Source organism: Enterococcus sp. AZ089 (genome assembly GCF_050547225.1).
Classification (GTDB): domain Bacteria; phylum Bacillota; class Bacilli; order Lactobacillales; family Enterococcaceae; genus Enterococcus_D; species Enterococcus_D entomosocium.
Genome location: NZ_CP172954.1, coordinates 2,122,947 through 2,137,064, shown reverse-complemented (window position 1 = coordinate 2,137,064; position 14,118 = coordinate 2,122,947). Strand labels below are relative to the sequence as shown.

The 14,118-nt window shown below is 41.7% G+C and carries 10 protein-coding genes; all 10 read left to right on the top strand.

Translation table 11 applies throughout. The features are described from left to right. Positions 1-78: 78 nt before the first annotated feature. The 10 genes from IGJ01_RS09950 (at position 79) to IGJ01_RS09905 (ending at position 13,874) form a co-directional block, all read left to right on the top strand. The gene (locus IGJ01_RS09950) at positions 79-855 is read left to right on the top strand and encodes an ABC transporter ATP-binding protein (protein ID WP_008378452.1); all 777 of its coding nucleotides are present in this window, start codon (positions 79-81) and stop codon (positions 853-855) included. Then, complete coding sequence (locus tag IGJ01_RS09945) at positions 827-2,917, top strand: ABC transporter permease (protein WP_430601028.1); 2,091 nt, start codon at positions 827-829, stop codon at positions 2,915-2,917. Before IGJ01_RS09950 ends, IGJ01_RS09945 begins: the two co-directional genes overlap by 29 nt. Positions 2,918-3,182: 265 nt before the next feature. Next, positions 3,183-4,805 (top strand): Ig-like domain-containing protein, encoded by a 1,623-nt coding sequence (locus tag IGJ01_RS09940; protein WP_430601026.1) that lies wholly within the window; start codon positions 3,183-3,185, stop codon positions 4,803-4,805. Between the two features lie 182 nt (positions 4,806-4,987). Then, a complete protein-coding gene (locus tag IGJ01_RS09935; protein WP_008378446.1) occupies positions 4,988-6,037 on the top strand; it encodes an LPXTG cell wall anchor domain-containing protein in 1,050 nt (349 codons plus the stop codon). A 298-nt stretch (positions 6,038-6,335) separates the two neighbouring features. After that, positions 6,336-7,859, top strand: a complete 1,524-nt coding sequence (locus tag IGJ01_RS09930) for a helix-turn-helix domain-containing protein (protein ID WP_400450644.1) — start codon at positions 6,336-6,338, stop codon at positions 7,857-7,859. Between the two features lie 252 nt (positions 7,860-8,111). Further along, complete coding sequence (locus IGJ01_RS09925; protein ID WP_005235429.1) at positions 8,112-9,020, top strand: ABC transporter ATP-binding protein; 909 nt, start codon at positions 8,112-8,114, stop codon at positions 9,018-9,020. Between the two features lie 2 nt (positions 9,021-9,022). After that, the gene (locus tag IGJ01_RS09920) at positions 9,023-9,826 is read left to right on the top strand and encodes an ABC transporter permease (protein ID WP_008378441.1); all 804 of its coding nucleotides are present in this window, start codon (positions 9,023-9,025) and stop codon (positions 9,824-9,826) included. Between the two features lie 107 nt (positions 9,827-9,933). Continuing rightward, positions 9,934-10,152: a YneF family protein gene (locus IGJ01_RS09915; protein ID WP_005235432.1), complete on the top strand. Its 219-nt coding sequence runs from the start codon at positions 9,934-9,936 to the stop codon at positions 10,150-10,152. 198 nt (positions 10,153-10,350) lie between these two features. Then, positions 10,351-12,099 carry an ABC transporter ATP-binding protein gene (locus tag IGJ01_RS09910; RefSeq protein WP_086332450.1) on the top strand — a complete coding sequence of 583 codons (1,749 nt, stop codon included), beginning with the start codon at positions 10,351-10,353 and terminating at the stop codon, positions 12,097-12,099. Next, complete coding sequence (locus IGJ01_RS09905) at positions 12,099-13,874, top strand: ABC transporter ATP-binding protein (RefSeq protein WP_005235438.1); 1,776 nt, start codon at positions 12,099-12,101, stop codon at positions 13,872-13,874. The genes IGJ01_RS09910 and IGJ01_RS09905 overlap by 1 nt, the downstream gene beginning before the upstream one ends. The last annotated feature ends 244 nt before the right edge of the window (positions 13,875-14,118 follow it).

Here is a 14,118-nt window from a genome sequence, read left to right as displayed (position 1 = left end):
CAATTTTGTAAGCTTTCTATCATGAAATCGATAACTGATTGCGGTGCCGCCTGCTAAACTGGTAGCAAAGGAGTGAAGATGATGGCTTTACTAGAATTGAAAAATGTATCGAAAACCTATACAGGGGAAGTGTCTGTTGAGGTTTTACAGCAAATCGATCTCAAAGTGCCAGAAGGAGAATTTATCAGCATTATGGGTCCATCTGGCAGTGGCAAGACCACCATGCTGAATTTGGTGGCAACATTGGATAAACCGACTTCAGGTTCGGTGATCATCAAGGGCGAGCAGCCCCTAGAATTATCTAAGCAAAAACTCGCGGAGTTTCGTCGTCGGCAACTAGGTTTTGTTTTTCAAAACTACAATTTACTTTCGCCATTGAGCGTGCTTGAGAATGTGATTTTACCACTGACATTGGATCGGGTGCCGGTTCTTGAGATGAAAGAACGTTCGGAACAGCTATTACGTGAGCTTGGGATCTATGAGAAAAAAGACAAACGCATCTATCAGCTTTCCGGTGGAGAGCAGCAGAGAGTTGCGATTGCTAGAGCTTTGATCCATCAACCGGAATTGCTTTTAGCAGATGAACCGACGGGCAATCTTGATTCAAAGGCAGCACGAGATGTCATGGAAATACTAAGTCAGATGAACAAGCAACTTAAGGTCACCACCATGATGGTCACCCATGATCCTTATTCTGCCAGCTTTTCTGATCGGGTCGTTTTCATCAAAGATGGAAAGCTGTATAACGAAGTCTATCGCGGGGCTGATCAACAGCAATTTTATCAAAAAATTCTTGAAGTCCTAGCACATTTAGGAGGTCGCCGTCATGAATTTCAGACAGTTGATCATTCGTAATCTGCGGGGGAATTTTCGAACCTATGCGGCCTACTTCGTCAGTAGCGCCTTTGCGGCGATGGTGTTTTATATCTTTAGTCTTTTGCTCTTTCATCCGCAATTGGAAGAAAATTTGTCCAATAGCGGTACACTTTCAGAATTGGCGAAGGTCGGTCTATCCGTCGCACTTGTGGTGATCGCTTTACTGTCGCTGTTGTTTTTATGGTATACATTTGTGGTCTTTTTAAAACGACGCAAACGTGATCTGGCAATCTACTTGATTTTGGGGATCGAAGAAAAAGATCTGCGAAAGATTTTGTTTGTCGAAAATGCCCTTTTAGGAACCTGTGCCACAGTGACCGGTATTGGGTTAGGGATTTTATTGACGAAATTATTGCTGCTGATTGCGCAAAATGTCATGTATCTAACAGAAGGACTGAAATTTATGGTTCCTATGGAAGGTTTAGGATTGACCTTTGGGATTTATGTTTTTATTTTTCTCTTGATCTCCTTTTTCAGTACTCGGGCTTTGCAAGGAGAGCAGATCATCTCCTTGATCAAGGAAAATGAAAAACCGCGTCCTGAGCCAAAAAGTCATTGGGCATTGGCATTTTCAGGAATTGTGCTGTTGCTAGTTGGCTATGGATTGGTCTTTTATTTTAGCTACCAAACGTACTCAATGCTGCCACTTATGCTAGGGGTCTTGTTGACTGTTGCAGGCACGATTTTGTCATTCCATCAGTTCAGCGTATTTCTGTTGAAACGATTAAAGAAACGGTCGACCTTCTTACGGGGCACTCGGATGTTGACTATCAGCGAATGGATCTTTCGCATGCGAGACAATGCGGCGATGTATAGTCTGATCGCTATTAGTACCTCCGTGGCATTCGTTGGGATTTCCGTGATGTTGGCAATCGGCAGCTCTTCTTTTTCTTCGATCCAAGGAATCAGTGTAGCCTATGTGTTTCCGTGGTCTGGGCCAGAAGACCTCGATCATACCGAGGGAAAAGTAAACGAAATTAAAACTGCTATAGAAGAAAAAGGGTATGCGCCTGTAACGGATAGTGTTTCCTTACTATGGGCCTATGCGAATCTTGATGAATCTGCAGTTACGAATGATTCATTCTATACGACGAATGGCTTTTCAATTATGCGAGAAAGCGACTATCAGAAAATGATGAAACAAATTGGTGAGGAAGCTGATTCTGTTGCAGATAATCAAATAATGACACTTAGTGCTAATTATTCACGTCGAAAACAGCTTCTAGAAGTCCCTGAGAACGAACGTACAGGTATCTATCCAATCGAATTGGGATCAGAGACCGGTATAAAAAAAGATGTTACGATTGTCCACAGTCCCTCAATGCTTTCTCTGGATTACTTTGGACTGTCAGTTGTGACAGATAAAACCTTTGAGGAGTGGCAAGCCCTCTTGCAAAAATCCACCGACGATATGGAATCTGGTTTTATTTGGTTAGACTATCCAGAATGGGTTGAAACACCTGAATTGGTATCTGATTTCAATGGGAATTTAGATAAAGAAAATGCCTTGATCGATCAGCAATACGAAGAGCTCAGTCAGGAGTTTGAAGCCAAAGGTGACTATACGGATGAAGAGTGGGCAGAAGCAGCAAAAGACATTCCGATGCGTACGTCTTATACCTCGAAATACCAAGTTTTCCAAGAAAATCGTCAAGGAAATGGCATCATTTTAATGATCACGGTATTACTGGGTTCGGTTTTCTTTATTTTCTCCGCTTCAATTATCTATTTCCGTTTATTTGCAGATTTAGATAAAGATGGGGCGTACCACCGTTCCTTGCATATCTTAGGTGTGTCGCCGAAGGAGCGTCACAAAGTTCTGCGACGCCAACTGCAAGTGATGTACTTCTTGCCAACAGTCGTGGCAATGATCCATTTTGCGGTGGCAATGACCGCTTTGCGTATTTTAGTAGAATTGCCTGTATGGCAATACTATGGTGTGATCGTTAGTCTCTTTTTGATTTTCCAAATCGTTTTTTACTTTGTTTGTCAGTATCGGTACTTGCAGCAAATTGATAGGATCGCCGATCCTACAGAGTAATTTATTCTTCAAGCCAAATCTCTTTCAGTTTGTACTGATTGGGATTTGGCTTTTTATTAGCTAGTTTGTCTAAATTTCTATCCATGAAGCCTTTTAATTGTGCAAATCATTGAAAAGCAGATAAAATTAAGTAACGCTCATTTTGTCAAACAAACGAAGAGACACTGTTAGAACCCGACAACTGTCAGATGCAAAATTCATTTCGAGTACAGTGAAGGCTGCGGTCGATGGATTTAGGGAAGCACTTATTTGAGGGAGGAGACCAATGATCACACGACTTGGAAAAGCATTTGCAGTCTTACTGTTGCTGATTCCTTTATTTGCTGGTATCCGGATTGTTTATGGGGAAACCGATGTGGGTGCCAACCTGATCACAAATGTATCGATCGTTAATAGCCGCAACGAGGTCATCACAAGTATTGAAAAGGATGATTCCTTCAAAATAGATATGACCTGGAGTTTGGAGGATTTAGGAGATTTAAAAGCCGGTGACAAAGCGACTGTCACCTTGCCAGTTGAGATTGAAGGCGTCAATAATACGTATGCTTTATACGATGAAAATAACAACTTAGTGGTCAATGTTACCCAAGTTGGCAATCAGCTGACCTTTGTTTTCACGGAATTTGTCGAACAAAATACCAATGTACACGGGGACTTTTATTTTTGGACAAAGTTCAGCGATGAAGTGACAGAGAACCAAATCAACAACATCAACTTCGAAACAGTAAATGGAACGCAATCGGTGCCTATCTTTATTCAAGCAGTGGATGATACAGGGGAGGGAGCCTTACTCACCAAACAAGGACTGTATTTAGGTACGCAAGAACCCAAACGGATTATTGATTGGCGTGTGTACATCAACTCGTTTGATACAAATCAAGTGACGATCAAAGATGGAACGTTTATTGATATTTTAGGTCCCCATCAGACACTCATCAGTACGACTGCCCGAGTGGTTTACGGCCCCAGCGTTTCCAACCCAACGTATGTTGAGCAAGTACCGATCGTTTTAAATAGTGATGGCTCCTTTGAAATTCCTTTGCGGGATACGGAGGAACGGATCTACATTACCTACAAAACAGAAACGGATGGAACATTGGAACAATATACCAATCGGGGCATCCTTGATGCCGTGGTCAATGATGTGCCAAGAACAAGCAGTATTACTGGCTATACGCCACGCTATGGTGGCGGTGGTGGCGGAACCGGTGAACCAGGGGAGTCCAGCAGCACGGAACCAAGTAGTGAAAGCAGCACCAGTAGCAGCACGGAACCAAGCAGCGAAAGCAGCACCAGTAGCAGCACGGAACCAAGTAGCGAAAGCAGTACAAGTAGTAGCACGGAACCAAGTAGTGAAAGCAGCACCAGTAGCAGCACGGAACCAAGTAGCGAAAGCAGTACAAGTAGTAGCACGGAACCAAGTAGTGAAAGCAGCACCAGCAGTAGCACAGAACCAAGTAGTGAGAGCAGCACTAGTAGTACTACCGAACCAAGTAGTGAAAGTAGTACTACTAGTAGCACAGAACCAAGTAGTGAAAGCAGTACAAGTAGTAACACGGAACCAAGTAGTGAAAGCAGCACCAGCAGTAGCACAGAACCAAGTAGTGAAAGCCGCACTAGTAGTAGCACGGAACCAAGTAGCGACAGTAGCACCAGTGAATCCACCGAATCAACTAACAGGAGTAGTTCTAGTAATACTGGGGCGGTGTCACCTGAAAATTCATCCTCTGGGATCAATAAGTCATCCAAAACAAATAATTTGCATAATCAATCAGAAAAACAGCACTTTCCTCAAACGAATGAAGTGTCTAATCATTTATGGATTGCAATAGGAATGGTTTTAGCAGGATGCGCATTGAAGTTAGGTTGGAGTAAATTTATCAGGTAGATAGAAACTGAAATTTTGGAGGCAGTTTTATTACTTGGAAGAAAAATTAATAAAGACTTATTTAAAGGAAAGATGCCATTTTATGGCCACTTTCCTTTTTTTTTCGGCGCATGTTTTCTCTGAGATTTTATTATAATTTCTTTATCAAGTTATCTTGAAATATACATTTAGGAAGTGAGGAAATGAGAAAACTGGTTGGTGTATTAATCACAATACTGCTAATAGGGTTATTGATTCTTGTGTTTGGTTTCGATCATACTTCAGCAAAAGAACGTTCCAGAGGAAATCTGTCGTTTTCTGTACAAACGAACCGAGTGATTTATGACGAAGCCTTGAAAATGATCACGGTTCCGGTACGTCCGAACAAAACACTGACTTCACAAAAGGTTCGTGTCTTACTAACTTATGGTTGGGATGGGAACGGACACAGTGAAAAAGTGATCGGCGAAACAGTTTTAACGAAAGTCGATTGGTTTTCAGGTGTTGAAAACTACTTAAGGATCCATGCGGAGATGGCTATTGATGAGATAAAAAGTATGGATAAAGTTGATTTAGTTGTTATATATGATGGTGAAACAACAATAACTGAAAACCTGAAGCCCGGTCATTGGCAAGTAACCGCGCCGCCAAGCAGTAATGAGAGTACGACAGCTGAGACAAGTAAAAGCTCAAACGAAACGGTAGCAACAAGCGCTTCCTCTAGTAGTATCGAGCCGAAATTTAGCGAGTCTCAATCGACGAATCCAACGACTTCTGAGGCTGAAATTACCAGTGAAGACATCCAAAGCACACAAAGCACTATCGATATCAGTGATTCGGAAACCGTCAGCACCCAACCAGTCACTAAAAGCGAGCCAAGTCAGACAGAGAGCTGTCAAGAAAACGCAGCGACAGCCATAACGTCTACCGAGAAGGAATCTGCTTCGACAAAGCATTCAGATTCACAAAAGAAAACCAAAGGATTGCCAGCCAATCAATCCCAGAAAAGTCAGGCGAGCGTTTCATCTAGTGTCCGTACAGAAGAGCACCAAGCGACAACATCTTCTCAAGACAAAAAGGAACAACTTCAACCCACGGAGATAAGCAGTGGCAAGGAGGTCAATGCAGCCGTACTACCGAAAACCGGCAGCAAAACTACCAATCTTCGCTATCTACTCTTTGGTCTAGTAGTGGTTCTGACTGTGTTTCTTTACTGGCTGAAGCGAAAGTTATTTTATGATGAGAAGCTGTAACGAACATACCCAAAAATCATGAGAAAATTGATAACCCACGATTGGAAATTTCTTCCCCAGAATGCACAATCACGTGTTGTTTTGCCGTAATTCATAATTAGTCTGACGATCGTTTTGAGGCGTCAGACTTTTTTTATGAAAATATACAGATAACAAAAGGAAAATTTGTTAAAAGTAATTTGACAGAAAAGAGGGCACAGTGGTACGATCACCAAACATTCACAGCTTACAATTTTGTAAGGTGATAGATTCAAAGCAAAAAACAGCTTTGGCTGACCATACAAGCGAGGGAATTTTCATGTTACACGCACTTTTGGATACCACAGAAAAACAAATTTTTCAGTTTCTAAGTTATTGTTACGAAACGAACAAACCAAAATATACAATTAAAGAGCTTTCTGATGTTTTCAATAGGAGAACGAATAAAATGCAGTCGATCGTGCAACAAGTCGAATGGTTTTGTGCCCGCTATCCTCAGTTTACGCTGATTTATGATGAACAAGAAAAAGAAGTGGTGATTGCTTTTTCTCCACGATTTTTATTGAGTCAAGCATATAATGTATTGTTACAGGGAACCGTTGGGTTTATCTTACTCGATGCACTCTTTCATGGGGACTATCACTCCCTTGAACAACTCAGCCTCAAAACCTTCAGCAGTCTCCGAACGGTCCAACGAAAATTGAAAGAACTAAATCACATTTTGGCGAACTATCATTTGTCCTATAGTCTGAAGAAAGGAGATCCCTTGACAGGTGAGGAATACGCAATCCGCTATTTTTATCATTTAACCTATTGGCAGATTTTCGATGAGAAGCACTCACAGGTCGTGGCATCGATCAAGGATAAAGAAAGCGTTATGGCTTTGTTTGAAACTAATGCTTCTTATATGAGAAAAATCGATATCGATAAGTTTCTTAATCTATTCGCTATCTCCCTGCAAAGAATTCATCAAAAGCATCCAATCACTTTTTTACCAGAGGAAGTAAGTACCTTTGAACATCCACTGATTGAAAGGAATCAGTTTTTTGAGGTCTTTTTAAAGCCATTATTCAACGGCAATCACCTTTCTCTATCTGAAATCTCGGAGCCTGAATGCAGCTTCTTGTATTTTATGTTTGGCGTAATGAACACCTATCTTGAAGAGGATCTTTGCGAGGCGGAACTCTCGTGGTTGACCCAACCCAAGTATCAGCCAGAAGTATTACTTGTTGAACAACTAGCCCAGTGTTTTCGTCTGAGGTTTACCGATGCTGAAAAAAACTATTTACTAGTTAATTTCGTAATGATCCATTCTGCTTCCAACCTTTTTGGTACCCGACAAAAAAGTGATAGTTTTGGTAAACCGACCGACAAGCAAGAGCTACAAGCGGCTTTCCCAGTGCTTTATCCGACCGTGAAACGATTTTTTGAGGAAGCGACTGTTTCTTTACCTGATTTGCGTGCATTGCTGCAAAAGAATGACCGATTGATTTTCCAATACTGTATGTTATTGAGAGTTATTTTTATCAAATATGAACAGCCAGTCACTTTCTCGATCCATTCGAAATACGGAAAAACGCAAGAACTTTGGATGAAGAACCGACTATTGAATGCAACGCATCGAGCGATGGCGCATCTTTCACTTACTCAAAAACCAGATTTGGTCATCAGTGATTATCCGATTCATCAAGAATTTTCTGAGGAAGAACAGCCCTATATCTTTTATTGGAACGGTCAACCAAGCGCAAAGGAGTGGAAACAACTTAAACAAACGATCAAACAGATCAGAAGTGCCAAGAACAAGGCAGCTTTTGAAAAGCTCGTTTTTGCCCAATCGATTTGATCGTACCATGTAAATAATCAGCCGCGTGGGTTGGCTGAGCAGACAGAACTTATAATTTCGTAAGTTTCGGCAGTAAGGCGAAAGTGAAAAGCGACTTTGATAAACACAGGTGTCAAGAAGCAAAAACAGGAACATCGTCGTTCCTTTTTCGCTTCTTGACTTTTTTTTACAGAGATGGCATGGTATACATATTATCATAACGTTTTTTATTTAAAATCGTTGCAGAAAAGGTGTTAGGAAGAAGGGGTAACTTTGACAGAAGTATTAGCACTGCAAAATGTTTCCAAATTGATTGGAACCAAACGAATCATTGAGGATGTTTCCTTTGTGGTGGACCAAGGACAAGTCGTTGGTTTATTAGGGCCTAATGGGGCTGGGAAGACGACGATCATTCGGATGATTGTTGGGTTGATGAAGCACAACACAGGATCGATTGCCATTATGGGGAATTTACTGGATTCTTCTTTTAAAACCGCGATTGCCTCAGTCGGTGCGATCGTTGAAAATCCTGAGTTTTATAATTATATGACAGGCTATGAAAATTTGATGCAGTATCAGCGCATGGCGAAGAAAAAAAGTACGACAGCAGAATTAGAAGCTCTTATTCGTCAGGTACATTTAGAAGGACACATCCATCAAAAAGTCAAAACCTATTCATTAGGGATGCGTCAGCGTTTAGGTGTTGCCCAGGCATTGGTCCATCAACCAGACTTATTAGTTTTAGATGAACCGATGAATGGCCTGGATCCTAAAGGCATGCGGGAGTTTCGAGAAATGATTCTTTCTTTGAGAGAAAAAGGCGTTTCTGTCTTAGTTTCCAGTCATCAATTAAGCGATATCGAACAAATTGCCGATCATTTGATCGTGGTGCAAAAAGGAAAAGTCACTCATCAAGTAGCAATGGCAGAGTTGAAAGCAGAGAAAAATGTACTGATTATTAAAACTGATGATAATGCGGAAACAGAAGCACTGTTAAAAGCTTCCTTTGAGGTCGAGGTCTTGCAGGTTGCAGATGAATTGCAAGTCACTCTAGCAACAGATCAGCGTTCGGCAATCGCTGCAGCGATCGTGACGGCTGGGATCGGCTTGAAAGAACTACGGACAAAGCAATCTTCTCTAGAAGATACATTCTTGGCTTGGACCGAAGAAGGAGGTTTGTAAGCATGCTGACATTGATTAAAAATGAATGGATCAAATTAACCAAAAAACGTTCTACTTGGATCATGCTGCTTTTATTGGTTCTAATGACTTTTGGGTTGACCTATGTGGTTCGCTTAGGTAGTCCCGAGATTGGTGCCAATGATTTATTCGCTTCTTTGAGCGACATGACTTCCTTTTTAAACTTATTTGTGGTGATTGTGGCAGCTTCTTCAGTGGCGGAAGAGTTCAGTCGTGGAACAATCAAGTTCTTATTGATTCGGCCTTTTTCCAGAAGCCAAATCTTAGCAGCAAAAGCCATCAACACGTTTTTATTTGCGCTTTTAGGGACTGCTGTTTTACTAATCAGTAGTTTAGCAGCCGCCAATTTATTTTTAGCAGCTGAATCACCTTTTGCTGCTACTGGCTACAACGGGCTAGCGGCGATTCTCGTTGCCTTTGTTTTTGCGGGAACCAACTTGCTATTGATTGTCTTTTATATTGCATTGACCATCTTTATCTCAGCCGTCATTCGCTCTCAAAGCCTGGCGGTTGGCTTAGGCTTGGGTATGTTGTTTGGAAGCAGCATCATCAACTCGATCATGCTTTTTGCTCAAGAAAAATACCCATGGCTGAAGTGGAACCCGTTTAATTTTATGAATATCAAAGAGCAGATACCGAGTTTATTAAATAGTCCTGACATGCAGATGACTGCCTTTGATCCGGGATTGGGCTATTGGGAAATGGCGATCGGGATCCTTGTTTATAGTGTTTTAATCTACCTTTTAACAAATTGGTTATTCAATAAAAGAGATGTCGCATTAAGTTGAGGAAACGAGTGAAAGTTTTTGGATAAATCCAACTTTCACTCTTTCTTTTTGTGTTTTTTTCTAGTAAAATGATTCATTGAGAGTACAAGAGAAAGGAGAGTTTTCAAATGGTTAGTGTAGGAATCGTAATCGTGATCGCTGTTGTTGCAGCATTACTAGGCGCTGTCGGCGGCTTCTTTTTGGCGCGTAAATATATGCAAGATTATCTAAAGAAAAATCCTCCCGTTAATGAGGATATGCTTCGCTCGATGATGATGTCAATGGGTCAAAAACCTTCTGAGAAAAAGATTCGTCAGATGATGCAGCAAATGAAAAACCAAAAGTAGGTTTTTTTCTAAGAAGCGGGCTGATTTTATCAGCTCGCTTTTTATTGCGGCAAAATGCAGAAACTAAAAGAATGTCCCCAGGCTGCTTTTTCTATTTACGTTCTGTGAATAGCGGGGTAGCAATCGAATCTGAATCTAATAAATATTCGGAAAAATCGCAAAATTTAGGCAACAGGTCACAAAGAAATGGAGAGTGTTATGTCAATATTTAGGAAGTTAGGTTGGTTTTTTAAACAAGAAAAGAAACATTATTTGTTAGGCGTAGGCTCTTTAGTCCTAGTCGCCTTGGTACAGTTGGCCCCTCCCAAAGTTATCGGGATCATCATCGATGAAATTGCGGAAAAAGAGATCTCGATGCAGACGATCTTTTTTTGGGTCATGATCTTGATTGCTTCAGCTATCGCTCAATATGTGTTTCGTTTTGTCTGGCGAACGCATATCTGGGGCAGTGCCGCTCGGCTAGAAAAAACGTTACGCAGACAGTTATTTGCACATTTTACAAGGATGGATCAGTTGTTTTATCAAAAGCATCGGACAGGTGATTTGATGGCCCATGCCACCAATGACTTGAATGCCATCCAGAATGTGGCAGGGGCGGGGATCTTGACCTTTGCTGATTCCTTCATCTCTGGTGGAGCTACCATCATTGCGATGGTTCTCTTTATCGATTGGCGGTTAACGATCATTGCTCTATTGCCGCTGCCTTTCTTAGCAGTCATGGCACGGGTTCTTGGTAGCAAATTGCATGATGCGTTTCGTGACTCGCAAGAAGCATTTTCTTCCATCAACGACAAAGCCCAAGAAAGTATTACTGGGATGAAAGTCATCAAAACCTTTGGACAGGAAAAAGAGGACATCGCTGATTTTCAAACCAAAATCGACCATGCCATCATCAAAAACCGCAAAGTCAATTTTCTGGATGCCTTATTTGATCCGTTTATTACGATCATCATTGGAATCTCCTATGTGCTGACGATCATCGTTGGCGGCAATTATGTCATGGACGGTACCATCTCGATCGGTCAATTGGTATCTTTCATCAGTTATATCGGTATGTTAGTTTGGCCAATGTTTGCCATCGGACGCCTGTTCAATGTGCTGGAACGAGGCAATGCAAGTTATGATCGGGTTGCCGAATTATTGGCGGCAAAGACCCATATCATTGAAGCCAAAGATGCGGTCGATACCCCAGCCCAAGGAACGGTGAACGTTCAAATCAATGATTTTCACTATCAAGGAGATGATTTTGCCCTGCAAGACATCCACTTTACTTTGCCTGCCGGGCAAACACTTGGTGTGGTCGGGAAAACTGGTGCAGGAAAAACCTCTTTGATGAAGCTCTTGTTGCGAGAGTATGATTCATTTGATGGGGCGATCACCTTCGGGGGCATCGACAGCAAGCAATACTCTTTGAATGCTCTTTTGGGTTCGATCGGTTATGTTCCGCAAGATCATTTCTTATTTTCCATGACGATTCGAGACAATATCCGCTTCGCGCAACCACGGTCTTCTCAAGCAGAAGTTGAAGCGGCTGCTAGATTAGCAGTGATCCACGAGGATATCAGTCAGTTTCCTGAAGGGTACGAAACGATGGTGGGGGAACGTGGTGTTTCTCTTTCCGGCGGACAAAAACAGCGTTTATCCATTGCCCGTGCCTTGATCACTGACCCAGAATTATTGATTTTAGATGACGCCCTTTCAGCAGTAGATGCCAAAACGGAAGAAGCTATTTTACAACAATTACGGACATTCCGTCAGAATAAAACAACGATCATTGCTGCCCACCGCCTAAGCAGTGTCAAGCATGCAGAAGAAATTCTCGTGATCGACAATGGGAAAATCAGTGAACGTGGGACCCATGAACAATTATTGGCTGCAAATGGCTGGTATAAAAAAATGTGGGACAAGCAGCAACTAGAAGCCAAAATCGAAGGGAGTGAAGCCTAATGCAAGAATCAGAATGGAGCAAATCGATTCCCTTTAAAGAGCAAAAAAACATCATCAAACGAATGTTTCTTTTTGCCAAACCGTTTCGAAAAACCTTCTATGCAGCGATCTTTTTTGCTTTTGTGCTATCGATCATCAATATCTTGTTGCCTTTGATCATTCAAACCTTTATGGATAATTATTTGACCAATCAGACGGCGACCCAGCAAGTCATTTATTTCTTTGCTGCGTTGTATTTCTTTGGGGTGTTGGTAAAAGCCGTGATTTGGTTTTTCCAATGGTTCCTTTATTCAATGGGTTCTTTAAAAACCTATCAATATATTCGAGCAAAATTATTTGAAAAATTGCATAGTCTTGGGATGCGCTATTTCGATCAGACGCCAGCGGGTTCGATCGTTTCACGGGTCAGCAACGACACAGAAACATTGTATGAATTTTGGTATGTCTTCTTGATGGTATTGACAGGAATTTTTGCGGTGGTTTCTTCTTTTGCCGCCATGTTCCGCATCAACGTCAAAATTGCCTTACTAAACTTGATTTTTCTGCCAATCCTAATGGTAGTCATCTGGTATTATCAAAAATTCAGCTCTCGTATCTATCGTCAAATGCGGGAAAAACTGAGTCAGCTGAATACGAAATTGAATGAATCGATTTCTGGCATGCAGATCATTCAGCAATTCCGCCAAGAGGCGCGGCTGAATGAAGAATTCGAAGCGACCAACGATGATTATTTGAAAACTAGATACGCCATGATCCGCACGAATGCGCTGCTACTATCACCAATCATTAGTTTGTTGTATGCCTTAGCGATTGCCTTGTCATTGACGCTCTTTGGGTTTGATGCCTTAGAATCGCCCATTGAAGTTGGGTTGATTTTCGCCTTTACGACCTATATTCAAGGATTCTTTAATCCCATGACACAGATGATGGATTTTCTCAGCGTCTTTACTGATGGGATGGTAGCCGGCAGCCGGATTTTGAAGATTATGGATAACGAAGAATATACGCCGCAGCAAAACTCCGATGCCAGTCAAACCATCACCAAAGGAAAAATTGAATTTCGTGATGTCAGTTTTTCCTATGATGGAAAAAACAACGTATTGAATCATATTTCTTTCATCGCCTATCCAGGTGAGACCGTGGCTCTAGTCGGTCACACAGGAAGTGGCAAGAGCTCGATCATCAATGTGTTGATGCGTTTTTACGAATTTGGGGAAGGGCAAATTTTGATCGATGATCAAGATATCCGCGACTTCACGATGGAAGAGCTTCGGAAAAAAGTTGGACTCGTATTGCAAGATGCTTTCATGTTTTATGGGGACATCGCTGACAATATCCGCTTATTGAATCAGGACATTCGTGAAGAACAGATCGAAGCAGCAGCAAAATTTGTTCAAGCAGATGCCTTTATTCAAAAACTACCTGGTAAATACCACGCCAAAGTGATTGAACGGGGTGCCAGTTATTCAAGCGGGCAACGGCAATTGATTTCCTTTGCCCGAACGATGGTGACCGATCCGAAAGTGCTGGTCTTGGATGAGGCGACTGCCAATATCGATACTGAAACAGAAGGACTGATCCAAGAAGGCTTGGCAAATATGCGTCAAGGGCGAACCACGATCGCGATCGCCCATCGATTGTCTACCATTCGCGATGCTGAGTTGATTTTGGTGCTTGATAAAGGCTCGATCGTCGAACGAGGCACCCATGATGAACTTTTGGCTCAAAAAGGGTTGTATGCCGATATGTACCGTTTGCAGGCAAGTGAAGTTTAATAGCTTTGATAGTAATGCTAACCTTAAAGACTCTCGTTTTTAAGGTTTTTTTGTACGAAAAAAAGAAGGAAGGGATGAAAAATAAAAATAACGAACAACGATTGACAGCGCTTTCTACCTTTGCTATGATAAAGATAATAGAACTGGTTCTAATGGATAGTGATTGTTGATTTTTAACAAGCTAAACCTGATGAAGCTGCGGTATTTGCGCTGCTTTCATGAGGTTTTTTCTGTGTTGACTGTT

Excerpts from the sequence above, each read along its gene's own strand:
- IGJ01_RS09950 (WP_008378452.1), top strand. The coding sequence starts at position 79 with ATGATGGCTTTACTAGAATTGAAAAATGTATCGAAAACCTATACAGGG.
- IGJ01_RS09945 (WP_430601028.1), top strand. The coding sequence starts at position 827 with ATGAATTTCAGACAGTTGATCATTCGTAATCTGCGGGGGAATTTTCGA.
- IGJ01_RS09940 (WP_430601026.1), top strand. The coding sequence starts at position 3,183 with ATGATCACACGACTTGGAAAAGCATTTGCAGTCTTACTGTTGCTGATT.
- IGJ01_RS09935 (WP_008378446.1), top strand. The coding sequence starts at position 4,988 with ATGAGAAAACTGGTTGGTGTATTAATCACAATACTGCTAATAGGGTTA.
- IGJ01_RS09930 (WP_400450644.1), top strand. The coding sequence starts at position 6,336 with ATGTTACACGCACTTTTGGATACCACAGAAAAACAAATTTTTCAGTTT.
- IGJ01_RS09920 (WP_008378441.1), top strand. The coding sequence starts at position 9,023 with ATGCTGACATTGATTAAAAATGAATGGATCAAATTAACCAAAAAACGT.
- IGJ01_RS09915 (WP_005235432.1), top strand. The coding sequence starts at position 9,934 with ATGGTTAGTGTAGGAATCGTAATCGTGATCGCTGTTGTTGCAGCATTA.
- IGJ01_RS09910 (WP_086332450.1), top strand. The coding sequence starts at position 10,351 with ATGTCAATATTTAGGAAGTTAGGTTGGTTTTTTAAACAAGAAAAGAAA.
- IGJ01_RS09905 (WP_005235438.1), top strand. The coding sequence starts at position 12,099 with ATGCAAGAATCAGAATGGAGCAAATCGATTCCCTTTAAAGAGCAAAAA.